The sequence below is a fragment of the Ruegeria jejuensis genome (genome assembly GCF_041537905.1).
Taxonomy (GTDB): domain Bacteria; phylum Pseudomonadota; class Alphaproteobacteria; order Rhodobacterales; family Rhodobacteraceae; genus Ruegeria_C.
Window position 1 is genome coordinate 47184 of sequence record NZ_JBGRUO010000006.1, and the last position, 24798, is coordinate 71981.

A 24798-nucleotide genomic window follows, 5' to 3' on the forward strand; every position below is an offset into this window, starting at 1 on the left:
ATGTTCCGCCTGACCGAATATATGCGCCAGTTGATCGACCCAACCCCGGTGCGCGCACGACGCGGATCGGGACCGGTGAAACCGGTGGTGATCTGGAACCTCACCCGCCGCTGCAACCTGAAATGCCGCCATTGCTATACTGTCTCGGCGGATGTGAATTTCCCCGGCGAATTGAGCCACGCGCAGGCGATGGACACGTTGGAAGACTTGGGTCGCTTCAAAATCCCTGCTCTAATCCTGTCGGGTGGCGAACCGCTGGATCGCAAGGACCTGTTCCAGATCGCAACCCGCGCGCGGCAACTGGTTCGGATGCTGGCTCTGTCGACCAACGGCACGAAAATCCATGGCGAGGCGGCTGACCGCATTGCCGAGATCGGGTTTGATTATGTCGGCATCTCGCTGGACGGGATCGGGGCCACCAATGACTGGTTCCGCGGCGTCGAGGGCGCGTTTGCCGACGCCCTGCGCGGCGTGCGCGAATGCAAGAAGCGCGGCATAAAGGTGGGTCTGCGCTTCTGCCTGACCGAAGGCACGCATCACCACCTGCCCGACCTGATAAAGCTCTGTGACGATGAAGGGGTCGACAAATTCTATCTGAGCCATCTGGTCTATGCCGGACGCGGCGACAAGCACCGGGGCGAGGACGCGGCCCACAGACGAACCCGCCATGCGCTGGACCTGTTGCTGGATCGCGCCTGGGTGGCAGTGGCCGAGGATGCGCCTCTGGATATCGTGACCGGCAACAACGACGCCGATGCTGGGTATTTCCTGCAATGGGTCGCGCGCAACTTCGATGCGGAACGCGTCGCCCATCTGCGCGAGCATCTGGCCGCCTGGGGCGGCAATTCTTCCGGGCTGGGGGTCGCCAATATCGACAATCTGGGCCGCGTGCATCCCGATACCTACTGGTCGGACTACACGATCGGCAACGTCAAGACCGCGCCGTTTTCCGAACTCTGGACCGGCGAGGACCCGATGCTTGCCATGCTGCGCACCCGCCCGCGCCCGCTGAAAGGTCGCTGCGGGGCCTGCACGCTGCGTGATGTCTGTGGCGGCAACACCCGCATTCGCGCCTTGCAACTGACCGGCGATCCCTGGGCCGAAGACCCGGCCTGTTACCTGAGCGACGCAGAGATCGGCGTGGCCAGTACCGAACGGCTTGAGGTCAAACCATTCCGGGGGAAACGCCATGATCCGGCGCACCAGTTCTTTTGACATCCCTAGGCTCGCACTGGCGGTTCTGACGCTGACCATGCCCCTGAGCGTCGCGCAAGCGGAACCGGCTGCAGATTATGCAGAACACTGCGCCTCCTGCCATGGCGCGGACCGGCTGGGCGGGCTGGGTCCTGCCCTGATCCCGGAAACCCTGCGGCGGATGCGGGGCCCGAAAGTGGCCGCCGTGATCCGCGACGGGCGCGCCGCGACCCAGATGCCGGCATTTGGCGATGCGCTTGATGCGGCCTCGGTCGAGGCGCTGACCGCCTATCTCAAGGAACCGCTGGCCGTAATCCCGCCCTGGGGCGAGGCCGAGATCATGGCGAGCCGCGACCTGGTGCCGGATTATGCTCCGGTATCCGCACCCGTCTGGGACAGCGACCCGATGAACATCACGCTGGTGGTGGAAACCGGCGATCACCACGTCTCGGTTCTGGATGGCGATACGTTCGAGGTGCTCGACCGCTTCGCAACGCCCTTTGCCGTGCATGGCGGGCCGAAATTCAGCCCCGACGGGCGCTACGTGTTCATCATGTCGCGAGACGGCTGGGTGCAGAAATACGATCTGTGGTCGCTGAGTGAGGTCGGGCGGGTGCGCGCGGGCCTCAACAGTCGCAATATCGCCATGAGCCATGATGGCAAATGGCTGGCTGTTTCGAATTACCTGCCGATGAGCCTGACGCTGCTCTCGACCGTGGACCTGTCCGTGGCCCGCGTCATGGATGTTGTGGCCAAGGACGGCACGCCGTCGCGCGTCTCGGCCGTCTATCAGGCCCCGCAAAGGCAGAGTTTCATCCTTGCGCTGAAAGATGCCCCCGAGATCTGGGAAGTGGCCACCGACCCGAATGCCGAGCCGGTCTATGAAGGCTTCGTGCATTCGCGCGAGAAAGGCATGATCGAGGGCATACCGTCCAGCCAGGGCCTGTTCGCCCGCCGCCGGATCGAAGTCAGCGAGCCGCTGGATGATTTCTTTTTCGACGACGACTACCGAAACCTGATCGGCGCGGCGCGGGACGGGGTCCGGGGCGTGGTCGTCAACCTCAATGTCGGCCGGGAGATTGCGGAACTGCCGCTGCAGGGGATGCCGCATCTGGGTTCAGGCATCAGCTGGATGCGCCATGGCAAGCGGGTGATGGCGACGCCACATCTGAAAGAAGGCAAGCTATCGATCATCGACACCGAAAGCTGGCAGCGGATCACCACGATCCCCACCGAAGGGCCGGGTTTCTTCCTGCGCAGCCATGAGAACACGCCCTATTTCTGGGCCGATGTCTTCTTTGGTCCCAACAAGGACGCGATGCATGTGATCGACAAGCAAAGCCTTGAAATCGTGCGCACCCTGCGCCCGGTGCCTGGCGCCACCGTGGCCCATGTAGAGTTTACCCGCGACGGAAAAGAGGCCTTGGTCTCGGTCTGGGAGGATGAGGGCGCCGTTATCGTCTATGACGCGCAAACGCTGGAGGAACTTCGCCGCCTGCCAATGCGCAAACCTTCGGGGAAATACAATGTCTGGAACAAGATCACATTCTCGGAAGGCACCAGCCACTGAGGACGGGCGCTGGCCAGTCTGGAAACTGGCGCTGCTGCTTTACCCGTTTGCGATGGCCGCTGTGGCCATCAACCTGTTCATGGCGAGCCTGATCGGAATTGTGCTGGGATGGCAGGCGCTCGATCCCTCAACCTCGATCCTCTGGGCCGTACCTCTGGGCGTGCCTGCGGCATGGCTGGCCGGCCGTTGGGTTCGCTCACTGATCGATGAGGCGGAACCACCCCTCAAAGAGTGATCGCGGCCTCCAGCTTGGCCTCGGGGAAGTTCCGTAGGAGCGCGTCGCGCTCACCCTGATCGCAGAGGCAGAGCGCCGTGGACACGCCATCCGCGATCACCGCGCGCGGGGCAGAGATCGAGACCAACCGGTGCGCAACGCGCTGCCCATCCGGGCGCAGGATGTGGCCTTGCGCGGTAGCCTCGTCCAATACGGTGCCGTTGGTGGCGGAGGTGGCCAATGCGCGATCGCTCAAGTGAACCCGCAGCCGCAGCGATCCGTCAGGATCGGCTATCCCTACGCGCCAGGGGGTCTGTCCACCACGATGGCCGCTGGCAACGATCTCGCCCATGTCGATCAGCAGGTTGCGCAGGCCGCGTGCTGCAAGCAACCCATGGATGCGATCCGTGATCAAGCCTTGCGCAATTCCGTTCAAAGTCAATGCCATGCCGGGCCTTTTGAATGTAACTCGACCCGTATCAAACCGCAGATTGGACCACCCAACGGGGCCCTGCGTTGACCGGCCAAAGGCCCGCGCCAGCCAAAGTGGCTGAACCGTCGGATCAAAGAGCCCGTTGCTGGCGTGATGCAATGCGGCCGACAGGCTGAGGACCTCAAGAAATTCCGCCGACGGGTTCTCAAGCCGTCCGGCATCATTCAGGCGGCTGATTTCCGAAGTCGGGCGATAGAGGCTGAAGATGTTCTCCAGCCGCAATAACTCGCGCTCCACCTCGGCGAAGATCGGGTCAGCTTCGGCTTGAGAAAGCCCTTCCAAACGCATGCTTGCAGGCGCGCCGAGTGCCACACCGCGCCAATAGGCCGATACCTTAGGCCCCGCGAAAGCGGGGAGCGCGGCGGCGCTGGCGGACATGCTCAGGAAGCGGCGGCGGGTCAGGCTGGTCATGCTGGGGTCTCCAACTCCTGATCCAGATCGACCGGGCCCAGCGCCGCGTCATCCGGAATATCCTTGAGCGACACAGCCTCGCCGCCATAGGTGGTGATGAAGCCCTGCGCGCCTTCCACGTCGCCAAACGGCACGATCTCGGGCGCACCCATGCCGCCTGCTACGTCCGCGCCGATCACGTAGATCGCCGTATCGGCGGGTATCCAATTGCCCGCACCCGGCGCCTCCCAGCTCGGCGCCATTGCCATGTCGCTGACATAGGCACCGGTGATCTCGGCCTCGCGTTCGGGGCTTTTCAGATAGGCCACCATGTCGCGCACCTGTGCAAAAAACAGTGGTTGTTGGTGGCCCTTGAGGTGGACCTGCCCCTTGGGGCCGCCATGTTCGGCAATGTGCATCTGACAGAAATAGCTCAGCGCGGTTTCAGTCAGATCGGCGGGTGGCGGGGGTGCGGCAGCCTCATCTTCCTTGCAACCCGCAAGAGACACCAACGCAATCAGGATCAGATATCTCATGGCTCAACCCTTTGGAACGCGGCGCGGGCCAGCAGCAAAGCCAATAGCGGCCAGAGCAACAACGAGGCGGGCGCGGCCCATACGGGCAATGCCTGCGCGGCCCCTGTCATGCCGCTGGCCATGGCGACGCCTTCGGTTGCGGCGATGTTCCATAGACGAAAAGCGTCGGCCGGGTTGGCCACCATCATCCAGGGAAAAACGGACCGAGTGAAGGTCCCGCTTTGATCCATGACCACAGCCCCCAAAAGGCCGAGGTCGTAGAGGACGACGAAGATCAACCAGAGCCCGGCCGACAGACCCGCCGCCGCGGTGCTTCCCCTTGCGACCGCAGACAGCAGGTATCCCAGCGCCAGAAACACAGCGCCCAGCAGGATCGAGGTGAGGATCAGGCGGCTCAGCGCCATGAGGCTGTCCGGCCCGACCCCGCCAAGCCACGCGGCCAACGCCCCTGCGGTGCCGAAGCCGACAGTCATGGCAAAACCCAGCGCCGCAAGATGGGCGGTGAATTTGCCCAACAGAATCTCACCCCGGCCCGCCGGATAAGACAGCAGTAGCGCCAGACTGCCGCGATCCACATCCCCCGCGATGGCATCGAAGGCAATCATCAACGCCAATAGCGGTGCGAGATAGACAGACAGCGTGGTCATGGATGCGACCGAGACAGTCAACATATCAACACCCAGTGTGCCGGTCGGAGCACTGCCGGCAAAAGTCAGGGCCAGCGCAAACAGCACCATGATCAGCGTAGCAACCAATAGCCAACGATTGCGGCGCAGGATCAGCAACTCGGCCCGCGTGACGGCCAGAAAGCGGGTCATTGCAGGCTCTCCTTCGCGTAGTGCCGGTAGAGGTCCTCCAACCGGGGGGGTGTCATTTCCAGATCGACGACCGCTTCGCCCATGTCGGCAATACGGCGCAGCGCCTGCATCTTGTCGGCGGGCGAACAGAGGAGCTCGATCGAGGCCCCGTTGACCCGGTCGCCCCCCAGATGGGCGGCCAGCGCCTCGGGGTTCTCTCGCGCGCGGACACGAAGCCGGATCGGCAGGCCCGCTAGCTCCGACAAGTTGGCCAGCGTGTCATCGGCCACCATCTCGCCCTTGCGCAGGATCGCGATCCGGTCGGTGCGGGCCTCGACCTCGGTCAGGGCGTGGCTGGCGATCAGAACGGCGGTGCCCTGCCCCGCCAGCTCATCAATGATGGCATAAAGATCCTGGCGCGAGATCGGGTCGAGCCCGCTGGTCGGCTCGTCCAGCAGCGCTAGCTTCGGCCGCCCCAGCAGCACCTGCGCCAGCCCCAAACGCTGCCGCATTCCCTTGGAATAAGCGCCGATCCGGCGATCCATCGCATCAGATAGCCCAACACGCTCCAACAGGCCCGGCACATCCGCAGCAGCGCCGCAGAGCTGGGCAAAAAGCGTCAGTTGTTCACGCCCGGTCAAAGCCGGGTGGAACGAGACCGCCTCGGGCAGATAGGCCGTATCACGGCGCGCAGCTGCGCTGCCGGGCTGCGCGGCACCGACATGGATCGCACCGCTTTGGAACCGTGTCAGCCCAAGGATGCATTTGATCAGGGTGGATTTGCCCGCGCCGTTATGGCCCAGCAGCGCCACGCGCTCTCCGGGTAACAGGCGCAGATCCACGTCATCCAGAACCCGCAGCGTGCCGCGTGCCTTGCTGACACGGTGGATGGTCAGGGCCTTGTCACTCATGCGGCACCTTTTCGATTGCTGGGGGTTTCGGGGCACTCATCAGAGGATGGCTGTCCATCACCCCGCCGGGCAGCAGCGCCGGAAAGGCCGATTGCGACCAGCGCACAAGTTGCACGGCGGGTGAGCCCAGCAGCAGCTTGGCGGAGGGCTGCGTCCACAACACATGGTCCATGCTGTCATTGGGCCGGTAAGGCGCATCGGCGATGCCGTCACCATCCACGTCATACGCCGCGAAATCGGACCAGTAATTGCCCCGCCCATCTTCGGACCACTCCACCCATTTGGTCGAGACGTATTTCACCTGCGTGCGATTACCGACAAAGGCGTTGCCGACGATCCGGTTGCGATCGGACCCGGCAGTGAAATGGATGCCGATGCCGCAGCCCTCGAACCAGTTATCGGTGAACTCGTTCTTGTTGGCGTTATAGAGGAAGGTGCATTTCTCTTGCGCGCCCACCACCACGTTGCCCGAGATCACGCTTTGGTTGGCATAGTTCAGCATGACGCCATGTTCACGGTCATTGATCGAGACATTATCAGTGACGCGCACCCGTTTGGTGAACATCACCGCATAGCCCAGATCATTGCCGATCGAGACATTGCCCGAGACCTCGGAATTGTCGGCATACATGTAATGCACGGCAAAACGCAGATCACGAAACAGGTTGTTTCGGAACGCATTTTTCTTCGAGGAGTTCACGAAAATCCCGTCGCGACCATATTGGATGTCGTTATCCGCCACCACGGCACCCGGCGCGTTCCAGACGTAGACACCGTTGCCACGCGCGTTCATGCGACGGTCCTGTCGACCCTCGATCCGGTTGCTTTTCACAAGGCTGTCTTTTGCCCCGTGGATATCAACCCCGTAGAGATTGCCGATTAGTACATTGTTCAGGATCTGCGGCGCGATTGCGGTCTTGGTCAGCTTGATGCCGCTATCGATGCCCTCGTGGTCTGAGCCGGAACCGACCACCGTCAACCCGCGCAAGGTCACGTCCGGTCCGGTGACGGTGATGACACTGCCCGCGCCCTGCCCGTCGATTGTGGCGTGCCCCATCCCGTCGATGGTGACGGGACGGTCCAGAACCAGTGTCTCGGCATAGGTGCCCGGCGACAGGCGGAGGGTGTCGCCCTCCTCCGCCTGCGCTAGTGCTTCGGCGATGGCTCCGGCCCGGTTGGGCACGTCCCACTCACCCGCCCAAAGGGGCGAAGCGAATAGAACGGGTATAAGCAGGAGCCAGCGCATCGCTCAGACCGCCCGCGGCTCGACCATCATCCGGCCGCGCATCTCCATATGCAGCGCATGACAGAACCACTGACAGTAGAACCAATGCACGCCCGGACGGTCGGCAATGAAGGTGACCGAGGCTGTGGCCTGCGGGCCGACCTCCATCGCGACGCCGAAATTGGCCAGGCAGAAGCCGTGGGTCACGTCGTCGACATCATCGAGGTTGGTCACATAGACCGTCACCTCGTCGCCCTGTTTGACGGTGAACTGCTCCATGCTGAACACTGGCGCGACCGAGGTCATGTAGACCCGCACCTTGTTGCCGTCCCGGATCGGTTCTTCGGCCCCGTAGTCCAGATCGACGCCGTCGGCAGCGGCCTGCTGGCGCGCGTCTTCCCACATCGGGTCGTTGCGGTCCCAGACATTGACCGGGTTCACGATATCCCGGCGCACGATGATGGAATCGTGCGGCTCGGCGAAGGTCGGGCCGTCATGGACCACCTTCATCTTGTCGCCGGAAATGTCGATCAACTGCTCGTTTTCAGGCTTGAGAGGCCCCACATTCAGGAACCGGTCCTTAGAGAACTTATTCATCGAAATCAGCCACTTGCCATCCGCATCAGCGGTCTCGCCCATCGAGGTCGAGTTATGGCCCGGCTGATACTGCACATCCACCTTGTCCAGGATCGGATCGACATCCGCCCCGGCATAAGCCTCGATCGCCTTGGCGATGTCCCATTTCACCACCTGACTGTCGAGGAAGAGCGTGGTGAAGGCGTTGCCCTTGCCGTCGAACGCGGTGTGGAGCGGGCCAAGACCCAGCTGCGGCTCGGCCACGATACATGAGCGCGGCTCGGCATTGTCGGCAAACAGCGCGTCGACTTTTTCCACATCGATCACAGACACTGTCGGGGACAGTTTGCCGTTGATCATGATGTGTTTCTTGTCGGGCGCGGCGTTCACGCCATGCGGGCTGTTCGGGATCGGCACGTAGCGGGTCAGGTTGCCGCCGGCCTCTTTGCGCCCATCAACCACCTTGGCTCCGTTCAGCTCTTGATAGTTGCCGGCAGCGACGGCCTCTTCGATGGCCTTGATGTTGAACACGACCACATGGTCCAGCTCATTCTCGGTCATCTCGGCCAGGTTCATGCCCATTTCCGAGTTATAGGACGTCGAAAACGCGTATTTACCCTGATAGTCGCAATCGGTGTTGTCGAGGTTGCCCGAGACGATCACCTGCCAGGCGACCTCCATGGTATCGCCGTCAATGGCGGTGAAGATGTTCACGTATTTCGACGGATCATCCAGAACCGAACCATCATTGACCAGCGGTGCCTCATGCTCGCCATTGGCAAAGACATAACCGGTGCGTGGGTATTTCTGAGGCCGCAGCCCGTGAATATCCATGGCGTTGGGGATCTCGATGATCTTGTCGCATTTCATTACGTCGCAGCGCACCCGGGCCACACGGGTATTGGCCTTGTCGTTCATGAACAGATAGCGCCCGTCATAGGTGCCGTCAGTGAAGGACATATGCGGGTGGTGCAGGTCGCCATTATCATAGGTGACCTTGCCGTTTGCAGCGAGATATTCCTTGGTCTCGGGCAGCAGCCCCTCGGTCAGAATTTTCAGCGACTCGTTGGTCTGCCCCCAGCCAGTGGCCGAGCAACGGTTGAACACCGGCACCCGCATGAATTCGCGCATCGAGGGCACGCCCAGGATTCGCAACTCGCCGGTCTGGCCCGAGGACCAGAAACCGTAGTAGTCATCCAACTCGCCCGGCTCCAGATTGGCCTTGGCGGCGGCACTTGCCTCGCGCGCGGTCATCATCGTGGTGCCGAGCCCGGTCGCGGCCAAGGCGGCTCCGGTTGCGGTGGCCCCCATCAGGCCGCGGCGCGTGATGCTCAGTTTTTTGTCTTGATCCGACATGGTCATTCCCCCTTTCAGGAAGCAGTTTTTGGTTTGGCGTTCGGGTGGTTCGCCGGTGGTTGGCCCAGCGGCACCTTCAACTCGACCGCGCCCACCTTGGCGCGGCGTTTGAGCTGGCGGATGACCACCGGGCATTTTGTCTCGGACTGGTAGAGCACCTGACAATGCAGGCAGGTGACGCATTCGTTTGGATTGATCTCACCGGTGGGGTGAATCGCCTGAACCGGGCATTCATTGGCGCAGGTCTGACAGGGCGTGCCGCACTCCTTGTAGCGCTTGAGCCAGTCGAACATGCGCACGCGCGCCGGGATGGCCAGCGCCGCCCCAAGCGCGCAGAGATAGCGGCAATAGAACCGTTCAATGAACAATCCGACGAACAGCAGCGACAGGGCAAAGACAACAAAGGGCCAGTCGCGCATGAATTTCAGGATGATCGCGGTCTTGAACGGCTCGACCTCGGCATATTTTTCGGCCAGCGGGATCGACACCATGCTGAGGCCGAAAAGCCCGAGAAAGATCATGTATTTCAGCGGCCAGAGACGTTCGTTCAGACCCCAGGGCAAGGTCCACTGCGGCACGCGGCAGGCCCGCGCGAGTTTGTTAGTCAACTCCTGCAGCGCGCCAAACGGGCAGAGCCAACCGCAATAGGCACCGCGTCCCCAGAACAGAAGCGCAGCAGCCACGGCAAACCACTGGATGAAGACCAGCGGGTCAAGCAGAAAGGCGTCCCAGGTGAAGCCGGTGCGCAGGCTGCCCGCCAGCGCCATCAGATTGACCACGCTCAGCTGGGCATTGGCGTACCAACCCACGAAGAACAGCGTTGCGGTCAGAAAGGCGATGCGGAACCAGTAAAACACCCGCGCATTTGCCGTGACATGAAACTGAAAGAAGAAGGCAGCGGTCAGCAGCAGCAACATGCCGCCCAGGGCCGCGATCTCGACCTGCCGGTCTCTCCAGATTCGCTGCCAGAGCGCGGCCTTGGCGGCGGCCTCATCGCTGGCGTCATCAACCACAACCGGGGCGGCGACGGGCAACAGGTACTGCTCTGGCAACCTGTAGCCCAGATCGAAGGTCAGAAAGGTCTTTTCGACCGCGCCCACGGCCCGTTGCGCCAAGAGTTGCAGCCGGAAAGGGGCGGCGGGGTCGAATTCGGCCTCCACCGGGATCTTGAAGATATCCAGTTCCGTGAAGCTGGGCGCATCGGGGGCGGCAACAGAGCCCAGCCGTTGCTGTTGCTTGTCAAAGAAGCGCACTGACTGGTCGCCCTGGATCAGTTGGATACGGTCGAAAATCCCGCCGCGCACATAGCCCGAGCCCTTGAAGCTGTAAGCACCGCGCCCCAGCACCAGAATGGCGTGCTCGCCGGGGTCCAGCCACTTGGTCAGGTTCTGGTATTCGGCCTCTCCCAACAGGGATTTCCCGATCGACGGCACCGAAACCAGCGCCAGATGCATGTCGATATAGGTATCGTCGGGCGCGCCCGGCTCGGGCCGTTTGATGGCGCGCACGTCGCCCGTGGCTTCAAAGGCCGCGTTGATCTGGCCGACATCCAACGTCAGCCGCCGGATCGAGCCATCGCCCGACAAGGTGGCCCAGTCAGACACGGCATCCTGCGCCATGTCGACCTCGCGCTTTGGTCCATCCGGCTGCACCGGTGACAACCCGCCCAGCCCCAGCGCCCGTGCCACCTTGATACCGCCGCGCACAAGGCTGTCATCAATCACCATGATCGTGACCGTCGCGCCTGAGATGATGTCGAGGTCATGCCCCTCGCCGCCGGTCTCGGCCTCGCGTTTCAGGTCCAGCCCGGCATAGCCTCCGGTCAGCTCAACCATACGCGCATTTGGAATACCGATCAGCACAATGGGTTCGGAGTGTTTGACCAGTTTCACGCCGGTCAGAACGGCCTCTTCGTCAATGGCGGCGACCACATGGATGGGTTTGCCGGAATAGCCGGTGGTGCCAACGAAATCAGAGGTCAAGAAGGCCCAGGCGACGGTCTCACCATCGCGCAGCACAGGGGCGACGGCCACATCCGCGCGCACCGGGCCAAAGGCCTCGGCACCGGGTGCAAGCTCGGCAGGGTCAATGTCGGGCAGGAAGCTGGCCAGGCTGTCGGCCTGCGCGCTCAGCGCGACAAGGCAGGACAGAAGAAACGCCAGAAGGAAACAGACTGCGCGGTTCAGGACCATGGCGCACCTCCGGTCACGGGAGTGGAGGCCAGGGCCACGCGCAGTACGTGGGTCATATGATCTTGGGTCCCCGGCGGGGGTCCGCGGTTGTCGGGCCAGAATTGTGCCGGATTATGGCGTTCGCATTGCGCCGATGCGGAAAACCGGGCGCTTGCGAGGCTGGGTGTCAGGCTGAAACCCGGCACAGTGGCCAATGTGGCAAAAGAACCAATGGCGCATAACGTGCAATTCTGACATTTCGGGCAGGGTTCGCTTTCGCGCTCTTCCCCATCTTCGTCGATCTGTATCCAGACCGCCGCACCATCTGAACAGATCTCGATCCAGTCACCACCCCCGGCGCGCGCCAACGAGGGGGCGAGCAATTGCAGGACAATCAGCGCGATGCCAAGCAACGCAAACGCACCGTTACGCATACGGCCCGGAGCTGTCCTGAGAGGGATGGAAGTGGCGTGGATCATGAGTCTGGTTCAGTGTTGTGACGCGCGAGTCCTACGCCAATCCAGGCGCGCCATTCTTGACTTCGGTCATGTGGGTGGGGATTTGAGCTATGGATGCGGTTGACAAATCAGGCCACGGGCGTGATTGCTCAACGCCTATCGGCTTCTGCTCCAGCAAAGGTGCCAGACGTGACGCATGACGCCCATAAACTCGTGGCCCGCAAATCGCTGCTGGTGCGATCGCTGCCGGAACAACACGTTGAGCACGTGCTGAGCCATGCGCTGTGGCGCAGCTATGATCGTGGCGAGACCCTGTTCCTGCAGGAAGAAAACGCGCATGCGATCCATGTGGTGCTGGACGGCTGGGTCAAACTGTATCGCGTTTCTCCGACAGGGGCAGAGGCGGTGGTCAGCGTCTTTACCAAGGGCGAGAGCTTTGGCGAGGCTGTTGCCCTGCACAACCTGCCCTATCCTGTCTCGGCAGAGGCCGTGTCCCCCTGCGAAGTGATGCATATTCCGGCAAACGTGCTGATCTCGCTGATGCGCAAGGACCCGGAGATCGGAATTTCTATCCTGGCGGCAACCTTCAGCCATCTCCATGGGCTGGTGTCGCAGCTTGAGCAGCTCAAGGCACAGACCGGGGCGCAACGGGTGGCCGAGTTCCTGCTGACACTCTGCCAAGGGGAGGCGGGCGGTTGCGAGGTCACGTTGCCCTATGACAAGATGCTGATCGCCGGGCGTCTAGGCATGAAGCCCGAAAGCCTGTCACGCGCCTTTTCCCGGTTGAAAACCGCAGGTGTGCGTGTCAGCCGCAACCATGCCGAAATTGCCGATATCGAGGCTTTGCGCGAATACGCCGAAACCGATCGCGCCGATAGCTGGCACAAGGGTTAGATCAAGCGCCCACGAGTTGCCGGTAGATTTGCGGCAGCGCCAGCGTCAGGCGCGCCGGATCGGGAATGACCGCAAAGCCCCCTTGCCCGAACATGCGCGGGAACCAACTCTTGCCGGTTTTGTCGACGGTTACTCCAAAGACCGACTGCCCCGCCCGGCGCGCCTCGCGCACCGCCATGGCGGTATCCTCGATCCCGTGGCGGCCTTCATAATGGTCCAGATCGTTGGGTTTGCCGTCGGTGATGACCAGCAGCAGTCGGCGCTTGCGGCTCTGCTCTGCCAGATCGGCAGAGGCATGGCGGATCGCCGCACCGAGGCGGGTGTAAAAACCAGGACGCAGCGAGGCGATGCGCTGTTCGACCCGTGGTCCCATCGCCTCGTCAAACCCTTTGCAACGCTGCACATAGACACGGTCGCGCTTGAGTGATGAAAACGCGTGGATCGCAAAGTCGTCACCACAGGCATTCAGGCCCCACGCAAGTGCGGCCAGTGCCTCTCGCTCGACATCAATGACGGCCCGTCCCGACACCGCGCTTTCGGTAGAGCGGCTGATATCGAGCAGGATCGACACGGCCAGATCGCGCGCCTCGGGGCGCGACTGCATCCAGATCCGATCATTGCCCTGACCGCTGACAACGCGGTCGGATTCTGCCCGCACTGCCGCGTCCAGGTCCATCTGGTCGCCGTCAAGATGGCCCCGCGTCATCTCCCGCCCGGGGCGCAGCGCCTCGAACTGTCGCTTGACCGCGCGGATGCGACGGGCGGTGGCGGTGTCCTGCCCGAAGCTGTCTGCCTCCTCCCGGATGTCGGCCTCCGAGGTCAGAACGTTCACGTGATCGGGCAGATACTGGCCCGACCGCACATCCCATTCGGGATAAAGCACGCGGCACGACAACCGCTCGCGGTCCACATCTTCGGGCGCGAGGTCGAGATGCAGCTTCAGCCGCGTCGGCGGCGCCTTGGAAATTTGGCCCAGCCCGATCTCATCCTGATCGTCTGCCGCTTTCTTGGCGTTGTCGGGATCGTCATCATCGACGCGGCGATTGAGGTTGAGGAACTCGGTCCAGCTGAGGATCGCCTCGAACTTGTGCAGGATGAAACTGTCACTGCGGGCCGCCTGATCGGATTTGCGCCGCCGCGCGCGATGGGTCTTTTCTCCGGACTCTTCCGGCGGTCCCTCCGTATCGCGGTTTTCCACCTCATGCGCGTCAGAGAAGGTCACCGCCCGCAATTCGGGCCAGAGTGGCACCGGGCGAAAGGGCTGATAGCCGCGCGGGGCGCTGATATCGGGTTCAAAACCAATTGACGGCGCTTGCAAACGCCTTGCCTGTAATGAAAGCGGGCTTGGATCGCCCAGCATGTGGCGGATCACCTCTTCCACCGCCGCCTCGGCAGGCGGCAGGATTGGCACCATGCGCTGACACAGCAGCCCCTTGCACAACTCTTCATAGAGCGGGCGCAGGCCCGGTGCGTTTTTTAGGGTTCGGCTCACCATTTGCTGAGCTTCATCCAGAGCGCCCAGATCGGCGCGCAGCGGGTCCGGCTCGTCGATCTGTGTCCCGGCATGGGCCGAGACGGCGGCCAGCCAGACATAAAGCGCGGCGTTAGCCTCGCGCACCGGATAGACCGCCAGCCGGTCCGGCAGGCGCAGCACCTCACCGTCGAAACTGGCGCGCGGCAGCGCTTCGGCTTCGGTGCCAAGCTGTCGCCGCCAGCCCAACCGGTGGCGCGAGACCTCGGGCGAGACCGGGCGCAGCTCTACGCTAGCGCCACCGCCAAGCCCGCGAAACAGAACGGCCAGCCGTCCGGCAACCTCGGAGAGGTCGACCGCGGCCTCGTCATGCGCCAGTGGCGCATCCAGACGGCTGGCAAGGCTGTGCCACAGTTTCCCGATGGTTTCTTCGGGTTCCCATGGCTCAAACTCGATCCTGCCCATACGCCGGCCTCACCCAAAGACGGCAGTGACAAGATCGAGGAGGCCGCGTTTGATATCCTCGTCATCGGTCAGCGGTTCGACCATCGCCGCCAGAATCGCGCGGTCGGTCGACATACCCTGCGCGATCAGCGTGGCGGCATAGACCACGAGGCGGGTCGAAACCCCTTCTTCCAGATCCTGGCCTTTCAATCCACGCAGCTTGCTCGCCAGCCGTACCAACGCAGCGCAGCGATCCGGGTCGAGACCGCTTTCCTGCGCCACAATCTGCGTTTCTACCGGCGCGGCGGGGAAATCGAACTCCATCGAGATGAAGCGTTGCCGGGTCGACGGTTTCAACGTCTTGAGGATGTTCTGGTATCCGGGGTTGTAGGAGGCCACCAGCATGAAGCCTGGCGCGGCTTCCAGCTCTTCGCCGGTCCGATCAATCGGCAGGATGCGCCGGTCATCGGTGAGCGGATGCAGCACCACCGTCACATCCTTGCGCGCCTCGACCACTTCGTCGAGATAGCAGATCGCGCCTTCGCGCACCGCGCGTGTCAGCGGGCCATCGACCCAGACGGTCTCACCGCCTTTCAGCAGATAGCGCCCGATCAGATCAGCCGCGGCCAGATCGTCATGGCATGCCACCGTATAAAGCGGTCGGCCAAGCTGCGCGGCCATATGCGCCACGAACCGGGTCTTGCCGCAGCCTGTCGGCCCTTTCAGCAGAACCGGCAGGTTGTTGGTGTAAGCCGCTGCGAAGACATCACATTCATCGCCCTGGGCAAGGTAGAAGGGGGCGTTAGCCGCCCCCTTTTCCAAGTTTAGGGACCCATCCATTTCAATCACTCCGCAGGTGTTTCGGCAGCGCCGGGTTCGATGACCTCTTTACGAGGCACCCAGATGGCGTAGATGAACAGCAGCGCGCCGATCACTACCACCAGACCCGAGCCAAAGCGCATCCAGTAGAAGATCGCGACCTGATCCTGCACATCCATGAAGTAGTCGCCCAGAACCCGCTGCATATGCGTCTGGATGGTGCCTGCGAAGGTCAGCACGAAGGTCATGAAGACCATGCCACCCGACATCAGCCAGAAGGACGCCATGTTCAGCACCTGGTTATAGGGATCGCGCCCTTTCAGGATCGGCATCGCATAGGTGAAGATCGCCAGGTTCAGCGAGACATAGGCCCCGAAGAAAGCAAGGTGACCATGGGCTGCGGTGATCTGCGTGCCGTGGGTGTAGTAGTTCACACCGTGCAGCGTATGCAGGAAGCCCCAGACACCGGCACCAAAGAAGGCCAGCGTGGCACAGCCCAGCGACCACAGAAGTGCTGCCTTGTTGGGATGATCCCTGCGGCCCTTCCAGACCATGACAAAGGCAAAGGCCATCATCGCAAAGAACGGGATCACCTCAAGCGAGCTGAAAATCGAACCGATCCACTGCCAGTAGCCCGGTGTGCCGATCCAGTAGTAATGGTGCCCGGTGCCAAGGATGCCCGAGAACAGCGCGGCGGCGACGATAACATAGAGCCATTTTTCGACCACCTCGCGATCCACACCGGTCAGCTTCAGCATCAGATAGGCAAGGATCGACGCCATGATCAGTTCCCATACACCTTCGACCCAGAGATGGACCACGTACCACCAGTAGAGCTTGTCCAGCCCAAGGTTTTCAGGGTTGTAGAAGGCGAAGAGGAACAGCAGCGCCAGCCCCCAGAGGCCCAGGATCAGGATGTTGCTGATTGCGGTCTTGCGGCCCTTCAGCACCGTCATGGTGACGTTGTAGAGAAAGATCAGCGCGGCTACGACGATCCCGGCCTTGACCCATTTGGGTTGCTCAAGAAACTCGCGGCCTTCTTTGCCGAGGAAATAGTTCCCCTCGAACAGGTTGAAGACATAGGTTAGCACAACGCCAAGCGTGCCGATCACCAGAATGGCCAGCTGGATATAGGCCAGCTTGGTCGAATGGATCTCACGCTCGGTCTCTTCGGGGATCAGGAAATAGGCCGCGCCAAAGAAGCCGGTGATCAGCCAGACGATCAGCGAGTTGGTGTGCAGCATGCGCACGATGTTGAACGGCAGCGACTCCGACAGCGTGTTGGGCGAGACATAGATCCAGCCCGCCAGCAGGCCGCCAAGCACCTGGATCGCAAACAGCGCCATGGCCACGGCGAAATAGGCCAGCGCGATTTTCTGGGATTGATATTTCATTGGGTCAAGCCCTCCTTAACCTGCGTCATTCGGCGGCCATTCCTGGGCGTCGATATGGTCTGTCCAGATGAGGAAATCGGTGAGGTTCTGCAGCTCTTCATCGCTCAGGTCGAAATTGGGCATCTGCCGCCGCCCCTCGATCCCGGTGGGTTGGCTTTCCATCCAGCCCTTGAGCGTCTCAAACGCCGATTCACGATCATCCAGCACATCCCACCGGGTCATCACGTTGGCCAGTTCGGGCGCAAAATAGGCCCCTTCGCCCAGGATTGTGTGGCAGTTGATGCAGGCGTTTTCCTCCCACACACGTTTGCCCGCTGCCACGCTTTCGGTCAGCGGCTCGGACGCGGTCGAGGTGTTCACGATGTAGCGGTGTGAGTGTACGGTCAGCCCCACAAAGATGAGGATGAAGAATAGCGACCCGCCATAAAAAATATTGCGGGCCATGCTCTTGGTCATGACTTCGCGCATTGCGCTCTCCTTTGCGCCGCGTTGGTGATGAGGAAAACCATGTCGTCTGCGCGCGGCCGGGGCCTTAACGAAAGTCAAGCCTGTGCGATTAAGCCATCCGAATGGAGGGCGGCGGTCGAGTTCAGGCCAGAGCGGCGACCAAAGTGGCAGTCCACTTCGAGTTGGATTTGATGATAGGGTCCCGGTGAACACCAAGAAGATGACCTGGCCGGATTAACCAAGCGGCTTGGATGGGGCCGTCGCACCAAACGGCCCTTGGGCCGCCTGCCTTTGGCGGACCGGATCGGTCAGTATCTGATCGATGACATAATCAGGGAGGACAGAATGCTCGATACAACACTTGCCGACCAGACCCAGGCTTTGCTGGACGAATTCGGACAGGCGCTTGCCGAGGGCGATATCGCCCGGGCAACAGACATGTTTGCCGATGAATGCTACTGGCGCGACCTTGTGACCTTTACCTGGAACCTCAAGACAGTAGAGGGCAAAGATCAGGTTGCCGACATGCTCTCTCATCAGTTGGCGACCACAAAGCCTTCGAGCTGGTCGATCGCCGAAGGCGAGGTCCCGACCGAAGAGGACGGCGTCGTCACCGCCTGGATCAGTTTCGAGACCGAACTCGCGCGGGGCTATGGCCTGATCCGGTTGATGGGTGGCAAGATCTGGACCCTGCTGACCACGATGGTCGAATTGAAGGGCCATGAAGAACCCAGAGGGTTTGCGCGCCCGCTTGGTGCCAAACATGGGGCAGGTAAACACCGCACCACCTGGAAAGAAGAGCGCGAAAAGGAAGAGGCAGAGCTTGGTTATCAGACCCAGCCCTATTGCCTGATCATCGGCGGCGGTCAGGGCGCCATCGCGCTTGGCGCGCGGCTGCGCCAGCTTGGCGTGCCCACCATTATTGTTGAGCGCAATGAGCGCCCGGGCGACAGTTGGCGCAACCGTTACAAGTCGCTCTGCCTGCATGACCCGGTCTGGTACGACCATCTGCCCTACATCAAGTTCCCCGAGAACTGGCCGGTCTTCTCACCCAAGGACAAGATCGGCGACTGGTTGGAGATGTATACCAAGGTGATGGAGCTGAACTACTGGACCCACACCACCGCGAAATCCGCCAGCTATGATGCGGCCGCTGGCGAGTGGACCGTGGTCGTGGATCGCGATGGCGAAGAGGTGGTGCTGAAACCCAAACAACTGGTCATGGCCACCGGCATGTCGGGCAAGGCCAATGTGCCTGACTTCCCCGGTATGGACAGGTTCAAGGGCGATCAGCATCATTCCTCGAAACATCCCGGTCCGGACGCTTACAAAGGCAAGAAGGCGCTGGTGATCGGCTCGAATAACTCGGCCCATGATATCTGCGCGGCGCTATGGGAGAACGATGTCGATGTGACCATGGTGCAGCGATCCTCCACCCATATCGTGCGCTCGGACACGTTGATGGATGTGGGCCTTGGCGCGCTTTACTCGGAAGAGGCGGTCGCGGCGGGGGTGACCACCGAAAAGGCCGATCTGATCTTTGCCTCCCTGCCCTACCGGATTCTGCACCAGTTCCAGATCCCGGCCTATGCAGAGATGAAAAAGCGCGATGCCAACTTCTACGAGGGTCTGGAAAAGGCAGGGTTCTGGCTGGATTGGGGCGATGATGACTCGGGACTGTTCATGAAGTATCTGCGCCGCGGGTCGGGCTATTACATCGATATTGGCGCAAGTCAGTTGATCATCGATGGCGAAATCAAGCTCAAGCGCGGTCAGGTGGTCGAGGTGGTCGAGGACGGGGTCATTCTGGATACCGGCGAAAAGCTTGAGGCCGACCTGATCGTTTACGCCACCGGTTATGGCTCGATGAATGGTTGGGTTGCGGACCTGATGGGGCAGGACATGGCCGACAAGGTCGGTAAGGTCTGGGGCCTTGGCTCGGATACCACCAAAGATCCCGGTCCTTGGGAAGGCGAACAGCGCAACATGTGGAAGCCCACCCAGCAAGAGGCGTTGTGGTTCCATGGCGGCAACCTGCACCAGTCGCGTCATTATTCGCAATTCCTGTCGCTGCAACTGAAAGCAAGGATGGAGGGGTTGGACACGCCGGTCTATGGACTGCAGGAGGTGCATCACCTCGGGCGTTGATCTTGCCGTCCGATATGGTCTGAGGTGGCGCTGATCTTGATAGGATCGGGGCCGCCGGATGTCGGTTAAATCGCCGATAGCCCGGCATTTGTGTTCAGCAGATACTGCGAAAAGAACGGGCTGCTTGCCGCGCCGATCCCGCGGGCATTGCCACCGATGCTGCCCGGTTCGATCTGAGGGACCACCAATCCGCGGGTGTCCTGATTGATCAGGTAGCGGCGAACCCGCTCCACCAATTCGTTGCGTACGGGTTCGGGAAAGGCGCCATCGATCAGGATCGCCTCGAAATCGATCACCGAACAGATCGACAGCGACGCCTTGGCCAGTTCCTGCGCCGTTTCGCCGATCCAAGGGTCGACATAGCGCGACAGGGCGCTCCAATCCTGTGGTTGCCGCCAGAGCAGCTTGGGGTCCAGTCCCGCCTCGATCAGGCGCGCCTCAAGCAGGTGGATCGAGGCGACATCGATCAATTGCCGGCTCTCACCCAAGGGCCCGGTGCTGCGCATCGACCCCAGCGCACCTGCATTGCCCTGATTGCCCTCGAACACCGTGTCATTCAGAACGACGCCGCCGCCAATGAACGACCCGATGAAGAAATAGGCATAGTCGCGGTACTTCTTCGCGCTGCCATAAAGATGCTCGGCCCGGCAGGCGGCAGTGGCGTCATTGACGACAAAAACCGGAAGCTCACTGAAACCAGCGACTTGCTCGGCAAAGCTCAGGTCTTTCCAGGTTTCAAACTTGTTGGCGGGCGCACCCACCAGATCGTGCCATTTCCAAAGTTCGAAAGGCGCGGCGATCCCGATCCCGCACAGCCGCGCCAGCGCGCTGGCATCCAGATCGCTGCACAATGTTTCCATTCCCCTTTCGAGAAAGCCAAGCACAGCGTCGGGCAGCGGATAGTCAAAGGAGGTTCGAAGTTGATTGCGCACCCTGCCCGCGAAATCGAGCAGCAACAGATCCGCGCTGCGGCGGCCGATCTTCAACCCGAAGGACAGCACCCCGTCGGGGTTCAATTCCATCGGGATCGAGGGTTTGCCAACCTTGCCGCGGATCGGCTGGCCACGCTTGACGAACCCGTCTTTCTCAAGCTTGCGCAGGATGACCGAGACCGTTTGCGGCGACAGCCCGGCGCGCCGCGCCAGATCGCTGCCCGGCATGGCACCGTTGCGTTGCAGCATGGAAAGAAGCAGGCGTTCGTTATAGTCGCGAACCCCGCTCTGGTTCACGCCCCCGATATGCTCTCTGACATCTTGGCCATCCATGATGCCGACCATAGTGATCTCCTGTTCAAGGGAAAGATGCCCAAAGCGGTTTAATAAATCAAGTTTATTTATTTATTGACAGACAGAAGGGAATCGGGCTTGCTAGCAGGCAACCTGAAGCCGGGAGAGCGTTCAGGTTCGGGCCGGGTGTAACCACCCCGGTTGCAAGTTATTTCCTTGGGAGGACATCATGAAAAGACTTTTGACTTCGTCGGCATTGGCCTTGACCGCGCTGGCCGGAACCGCCTCGGCGGATGAGGTTGCCGCCTGCCTGATCACCAAGACGGACACCAACCCCTTCTTCGTGAAGATGCGCGAAGGCGCCGAAGCCAAGGCAGCCGAACTGGGTGTGAGCCTGAGCAGCTATGCGGGTAAGGTCGATGGCGACCACGAAACCCAGGTGGCCGCCATTGAAACCTGCATCGCGGGTGGGGCCAAGGGCATTCTGCTGACCGCATCCGACACCAGTTCCATCGTGCCGGCCGTTGAACAGGCCCGCGAAGCCGGGCTGCTGGTCATCGCGCTGGACACCCCACTTGAGCCGATCGACTCGGCCGACATGACCTTTGCCACCGACAATTTCCTGGCTGGTGAGTTGATTGGCCAATGGGCCGCAGCGGCGCTTGGTGATGAGGCGGCAAATGCCCGGATCGCAATGCTTGATCTGGCGGTCAGCCAGCCAACCGTCGGCGTGCTGCGCGATCAGGGTTTCCTGCAGGGCTTCGGCATTGATCTGGGCGATCCCAACAAATGGGGCGATGAAACCGATCCGCGCATTGTCGGCAATGACATCACCGCAGGTAATGAAGAAGGCGGCCGCAAGGCGATGGAGAACCTTCTGGCCAAGGACCCGACAATCAACGTTGTCTACACCATCAACGAACCCGCTGCCGCCGGGGCCTATGAGGCGCTCAAGGATATCGGGCGAGAAAACGACGTTCTGATCGTATCGGTCGATGGTGGGTGCCCCGGTGTCGACAACGTCAAGGATGGTGTGATCGGCGCGACCTCGCAGCAATATCCGCTGCTGATGGCCTCCAAAGGCATCGAGGCGATTGCCGCCTGGGCCAAGGACGGAACCAAACCGCAAGCCACCGACGGCAAGGATTTCTTTGACACCGGGGTGTCGCTGGTCACCGACAACCCTGTCGAGGGCGTGGACAGCATAGACACGGCCAAGGGAACCGAGCTGTGCTGGGGCTGATAAGCGCCTCAAACGCTTGAACATAAGATGGCGGGCGTACTGAACCGCGCCCGTCACACCAACCCAAAACCACTGCTACTACCGGGAGGAAACCCATGTCCCCGTCGGACAATTTCGAAGCTGCGGCCTCCAGCGCGGATGCCGAGGTGGCTTCCTTCGACGATCACGAAAAGGGGCTGGTCGGCCGGTTCCACCACGCCTTGCATACAACACCGGCCCTTGTGCCGCTGATCGTTCTGGTCGCAGCAGTCGTGATTTTCGGCGCCCTTCTGGGCAGCAAGTTCTTCTCGCCCTTCGCGCTGACGCTGATCCTGCAACAAGTACAGATCGTGGGCATCGTGGCGGCGGCACAAAGCCTCGTCATCCTGACCGCCGGCATCGATCTGAGCGTCGGGGCAATCGCGGTGATTTCTTCGGTGGTGATGGGGCAATTCACCTTCCGATACGGGATACCGGTGGAAACCTCGATCCTTTGCGGCCTCGCTTTCGGCACCGCCATCGGCTACGTCAACGGCTGGCTGGTTGCCGTCATGAAACTGCCGCCCTTCATCGTGACGTTGGGCATGTGGCAAATCGTGCTGGCCGCCAACTTTCTCTACTCGGCTAACGAGACCATTCGCAGTCAGGAGATCGAGGACAACGCCCCGCTGCTGCAATTGCTGGGGGCCAAGGTCAATATCGGCGGGGCGGTGTTCACCCTCGGCGTGATCTTCCTGATCTGCCTCGTGCTGGTGTTGGCCTATGTGCTGCGCCACACAGCCTGGGGACGGCACGTCTACGCAGTGGGGGATGATCCCGAGGCGGCGGAACTGTCCGGCGTGAACGTGCGCAAGACGCTGATCTCGGTCTATGCGCTGGCCGGTTTGATCTGTGCCTTCGCAGGCTGGGCCCTGATCGGGCGGATCGGGTCGGTCTCGCCGACCTCCGGGCAGCTTCTCAACATTGAAAGCATCACCGCCGTGGTGATCGGGGGCATCTCGCTTTTTGGCGGGCGTGGCTCGATCCTGGGCACGTTCTTTGGTGCGCTGATTGTCGGGGTCTTCACTTTGGGCCTGCGCCTGCTGGGCGCGGATGCACAATGGACCTTCCTGCTGATCGGCGCGCTCATCATCGCGGCTGTCGCCGTGGACCAGTGGATCAGAAAGGTGGCAGCATAATGGAACCGATCCTCAAAGGCCGTGGTCTGGTCAAGCGCTACGGCAAGGTAACCGCCCTCGACAGATGCGATTTCGATCTGATGCCCGGAGAGATCCTGGCCGTGATCGGCGACAATGGTGCGGGCAAAAGCTCACTGATCAAGGCGGTGTCGGGTGCTGTCATCCCGGATGAGGGCACCGTGACGCTCGAAGGTCAGGACGTGCAGTTCACTTCGCCGATCGAAGCGCGCGAAGCAGGGATCGAAACCGTCTACCAGACCCTCGCCATGTCCCCTGCCCTGTCGATTGCGGATAACATGTTCATGGGCCGCGAAATTCGCAAACCCGGCTGGCGTGGCAAATACCTGCGCCAGCTCGACCGCGCCGCGATGGAGAAGTTTGCCCGCGACAAGCTGACCGAGCTTGGGCTGATGACGATCCAGAACATCAATCAGGCGGTCGAAACCTTGTCGGGCGGACAACGTCAGGGCGTGGCCGTGGCCCGTGCTGCGGCGTTCGGGTCCAAGGTCATCATCCTGGACGAACCCACTGCCGCGCTGGGGGTCAAGGAAAGCCGCAAGGTGCTGGAACTGATCCAGGACGTGAAATCACGCGGCATCCCGATCATTCTGATCAGTCACAACATGCCCCATGTCTTCGAGGTTGCCGACCGCATCCATGTCCACCGGCTGGGCAAGCGGCTCTGTGTGATCGACCCCAAGGATTACACCATGTCCGACGCTGTCGCCTTCATGACCGGCGCAAAAGAGGCCCCCGAAGCCGCATGATGGCACTGCACCCACCGGTCACGTCGCTGGTCGAGTCTATCCTCGCCGCGCCCCGTGCGGGCAGGCGACGCCTTGTGGCGCTGGTTGGCGCACCTGCCAGCGGCAAATCCACATTGGCCGAAGCGCTTGCAGAGCGGCTCACCGAGAGCGGATGTGACACTCAGGTGGTGCCCATGGACGGGTTCCACCTGCACAACCCGACCCTGATCGAACGTGGCCTGCTCGACCGCAAGGGCGCGCCCGAAACCTTTGATGTCAGCGGCTTTGCCCATCTGACAACCCGACTGCAGGTGGAAGATGAGGTCTTCTATCCGACCTTTGACCGGGCCCGCGATATCGCTATCGCGGGAGGCGGCCTGATCGACCCGCGTTGCGATACGGTCATCATCGAGGGGAACTACCTGCTTTTCGACGCGCCTCTGTGGCGGGATCTACACGAGCACTGGGATTTCTCGGTTCGCCTGGAGGTTCCGCTGCGGATCCTCGAAGAACGACTTGTCAAAAGGTGGCTGGATCACGGGTTGTCGCATGAGGACGCCACCACCCGCGCAACCCGGAACGACATTGCAAACGCCCGTAGAATCGCAGAGGCCATGTTGCCCGCAGACCTGACGGTCAGAACGGGCTAACGCGGGCAGCGCTAACAAATTTGCAGCGCCTTCCACGCAAACCCGGCCCCAGGCGCTAACCCTCTCTGGAACAAGAAATAACCTGCATAGGTTGCAGTCAGACGACTTCCTCCGATGGGCGGTACCTTGCGCAAATCAAGAGACGCGTTTGACGGAATCGGGACCGAATGCTACCATTTTTTCAATATAAATTTGAGTTACTGCAATTTTGCATGCGCGTTCTTTTGCGCGAATCCAGGTTAATGAGTGACAGCAATCTTCGAAGGCT

At 61.5% G+C, this 24798-nt stretch carries 22 protein-coding genes; 9 read left to right on the forward strand and 13 right to left on the reverse strand.

Translation table 11 applies throughout. From position 1 onward, the window contains the following. The 3 genes from nirJ to AB1E34_RS09040 are packed head-to-tail and all read left to right on the forward strand — an operon-like array spanning window position 1 to window position 2999. Window positions 1-1215, forward strand: coding sequence for a heme d1 biosynthesis radical SAM protein NirJ (nirJ, locus tag AB1E34_RS09030; RefSeq protein WP_372572012.1), 1215 nt, complete (start codon window positions 1-3; stop codon window positions 1213-1215). Beyond that, window positions 1190-2764: a cytochrome D1 domain-containing protein gene (locus tag AB1E34_RS09035; RefSeq protein ID WP_372572013.1), complete on the forward strand. Its 1575-nt coding sequence runs from the start codon at window positions 1190-1192 to the stop codon at window positions 2762-2764. Before nirJ ends, AB1E34_RS09035 begins: the two co-directional genes overlap by 26 nt. After that, on the forward strand, window positions 2721-2999 hold the full coding sequence (locus tag AB1E34_RS09040) for a hypothetical protein (RefSeq protein WP_372572014.1): 279 nt from the start codon (window positions 2721-2723) through the stop codon (window positions 2997-2999). The genes AB1E34_RS09035 and AB1E34_RS09040 overlap by 44 nt, the downstream gene beginning before the upstream one ends. Here the strand turns inward: AB1E34_RS09040 and AB1E34_RS09045 are convergent. The 8 genes from AB1E34_RS09045 to AB1E34_RS09080 are packed head-to-tail and all read right to left on the reverse strand — an operon-like array spanning window position 2989 to window position 11912. Continuing rightward, complete coding sequence (locus AB1E34_RS09045) at window positions 2989-3882, reverse strand: FAD:protein FMN transferase (RefSeq protein ID WP_372572015.1); 894 nt, start codon at window positions 3880-3882, stop codon at window positions 2989-2991. The two genes, AB1E34_RS09040 and AB1E34_RS09045, sit on opposite strands and share 11 nt — an antisense overlap. Then, complete coding sequence (locus AB1E34_RS09050; RefSeq protein ID WP_372572016.1) at window positions 3879-4397, reverse strand: nitrous oxide reductase accessory protein NosL; 519 nt, start codon at window positions 4395-4397, stop codon at window positions 3879-3881. Before AB1E34_RS09050 ends, AB1E34_RS09045 begins: the two co-directional genes overlap by 4 nt. Further along, window positions 4394-5215, reverse strand: coding sequence for an ABC transporter permease (locus AB1E34_RS09055; protein ID WP_372572017.1), 822 nt, complete (start codon window positions 5213-5215; stop codon window positions 4394-4396). The genes AB1E34_RS09050 and AB1E34_RS09055 overlap by 4 nt, the downstream gene beginning before the upstream one ends. Continuing rightward, on the reverse strand, window positions 5212-6105 hold the full coding sequence (locus AB1E34_RS09060; RefSeq protein WP_372572018.1) for an ABC transporter ATP-binding protein: 894 nt from the start codon (window positions 6103-6105) through the stop codon (window positions 5212-5214). The genes AB1E34_RS09055 and AB1E34_RS09060 overlap by 4 nt, the downstream gene beginning before the upstream one ends. Next, complete coding sequence (locus tag AB1E34_RS09065; RefSeq protein ID WP_372572019.1) at window positions 6098-7351, reverse strand: nitrous oxide reductase family maturation protein NosD; 1254 nt, start codon at window positions 7349-7351, stop codon at window positions 6098-6100. The genes AB1E34_RS09060 and AB1E34_RS09065 overlap by 8 nt, the downstream gene beginning before the upstream one ends. 3 nt (window positions 7352-7354) lie before the next feature. Further along, complete coding sequence (nosZ, locus tag AB1E34_RS09070) at window positions 7355-9262, reverse strand: TAT-dependent nitrous-oxide reductase (RefSeq protein WP_372572020.1); 1908 nt, start codon at window positions 9260-9262, stop codon at window positions 7355-7357. Window positions 9263-9276: 14 nt separating this feature from the next. Further along, window positions 9277-11454 carry a 4Fe-4S binding protein gene (locus AB1E34_RS09075; RefSeq protein WP_372572021.1) on the reverse strand — a complete coding sequence of 726 codons (2178 nt, stop codon included), beginning with the start codon at window positions 11452-11454 and terminating at the stop codon, window positions 9277-9279. After that, window positions 11445-11912: a DUF2946 family protein gene (locus AB1E34_RS09080; protein WP_372572022.1), complete on the reverse strand. Its 468-nt coding sequence runs from the start codon at window positions 11910-11912 to the stop codon at window positions 11445-11447. The genes AB1E34_RS09075 and AB1E34_RS09080 overlap by 10 nt, the downstream gene beginning before the upstream one ends. A gap of 168 nt (window positions 11913-12080) precedes the next feature. Between AB1E34_RS09080 and AB1E34_RS09085 the strand changes: the two genes are divergently transcribed. Continuing rightward, complete coding sequence (locus AB1E34_RS09085) at window positions 12081-12785, forward strand: Crp/Fnr family transcriptional regulator (protein ID WP_372572177.1); 705 nt, start codon at window positions 12081-12083, stop codon at window positions 12783-12785. 1 nt (window position 12786) lies between these two features. On the opposite strand, the gene AB1E34_RS09090 is transcribed toward AB1E34_RS09085, so the two are convergent. Genes AB1E34_RS09090 through AB1E34_RS09105 form a run of 4 tightly spaced genes read right to left on the reverse strand, consistent with a single transcriptional unit; the run spans window position 12787 to window position 17381 of the window. Then, on the reverse strand, window positions 12787-14721 hold the full coding sequence (locus AB1E34_RS09090) for a nitric oxide reductase activation protein NorD (protein ID WP_372572023.1): 1935 nt from the start codon (window positions 14719-14721) through the stop codon (window positions 12787-12789). A 9-nt stretch (window positions 14722-14730) separates the two neighbouring features. Continuing rightward, complete coding sequence (locus tag AB1E34_RS09095) at window positions 14731-15540, reverse strand: CbbQ/NirQ/NorQ/GpvN family protein (protein ID WP_372572024.1); 810 nt, start codon at window positions 15538-15540, stop codon at window positions 14731-14733. Between the two features lie 5 nt (window positions 15541-15545). After that, entirely contained in the window at window positions 15546-16913 is a 1368-nt protein-coding gene (locus tag AB1E34_RS09100; protein ID WP_372572025.1) for a cbb3-type cytochrome c oxidase subunit I, read from the reverse strand. 15 nt (window positions 16914-16928) lie between these two features. Beyond that, entirely contained in the window at window positions 16929-17381 is a 453-nt protein-coding gene (locus AB1E34_RS09105) for a c-type cytochrome (protein WP_372572026.1), read from the reverse strand. A 324-nt stretch (window positions 17382-17705) separates the two neighbouring features. Between AB1E34_RS09105 and AB1E34_RS09110 the strand changes: the two genes are divergently transcribed. Continuing rightward, window positions 17706-19508, forward strand: a complete 1803-nt coding sequence (locus AB1E34_RS09110; protein WP_372572027.1) for an NAD(P)-binding domain-containing protein — start codon at window positions 17706-17708, stop codon at window positions 19506-19508. 65 nt (window positions 19509-19573) lie between these two features. Here AB1E34_RS09110 and AB1E34_RS09115 read toward each other — a convergent pair whose 3' ends face one another. After that, window positions 19574-20773 carry an ROK family transcriptional regulator gene (locus AB1E34_RS09115; protein ID WP_372572178.1) on the reverse strand — a complete coding sequence of 400 codons (1200 nt, stop codon included), beginning with the start codon at window positions 20771-20773 and terminating at the stop codon, window positions 19574-19576. A 190-nt stretch (window positions 20774-20963) separates the two neighbouring features. Between AB1E34_RS09115 and AB1E34_RS09120 the strand changes: the two genes are divergently transcribed. The 4 genes from AB1E34_RS09120 to AB1E34_RS09135 all read left to right on the forward strand — a co-directional run bounded on the left by AB1E34_RS09120 (window position 20964) and on the right by AB1E34_RS09135 (window position 24530). Next, a complete protein-coding gene (locus tag AB1E34_RS09120; protein ID WP_372572028.1) occupies window positions 20964-21977 on the forward strand; it encodes a sugar ABC transporter substrate-binding protein in 1014 nt (337 codons plus the stop codon). A 95-nt stretch (window positions 21978-22072) separates the two neighbouring features. Then, entirely contained in the window at window positions 22073-23134 is a 1062-nt protein-coding gene (locus tag AB1E34_RS09125; protein WP_372572029.1) for an ABC transporter permease, read from the forward strand. Beyond that, a complete protein-coding gene (locus AB1E34_RS09130) occupies window positions 23134-23901 on the forward strand; it encodes an ATP-binding cassette domain-containing protein (protein WP_306200054.1) in 768 nt (255 codons plus the stop codon). The genes AB1E34_RS09125 and AB1E34_RS09130 overlap by 1 nt, the downstream gene beginning before the upstream one ends. After that, window positions 23898-24530, forward strand: a complete 633-nt coding sequence (locus AB1E34_RS09135; protein ID WP_372572030.1) for a nucleoside/nucleotide kinase family protein — start codon at window positions 23898-23900, stop codon at window positions 24528-24530. Before AB1E34_RS09130 ends, AB1E34_RS09135 begins: the two co-directional genes overlap by 4 nt. Window positions 24531-24798: the final 268 nt, after the last annotated feature.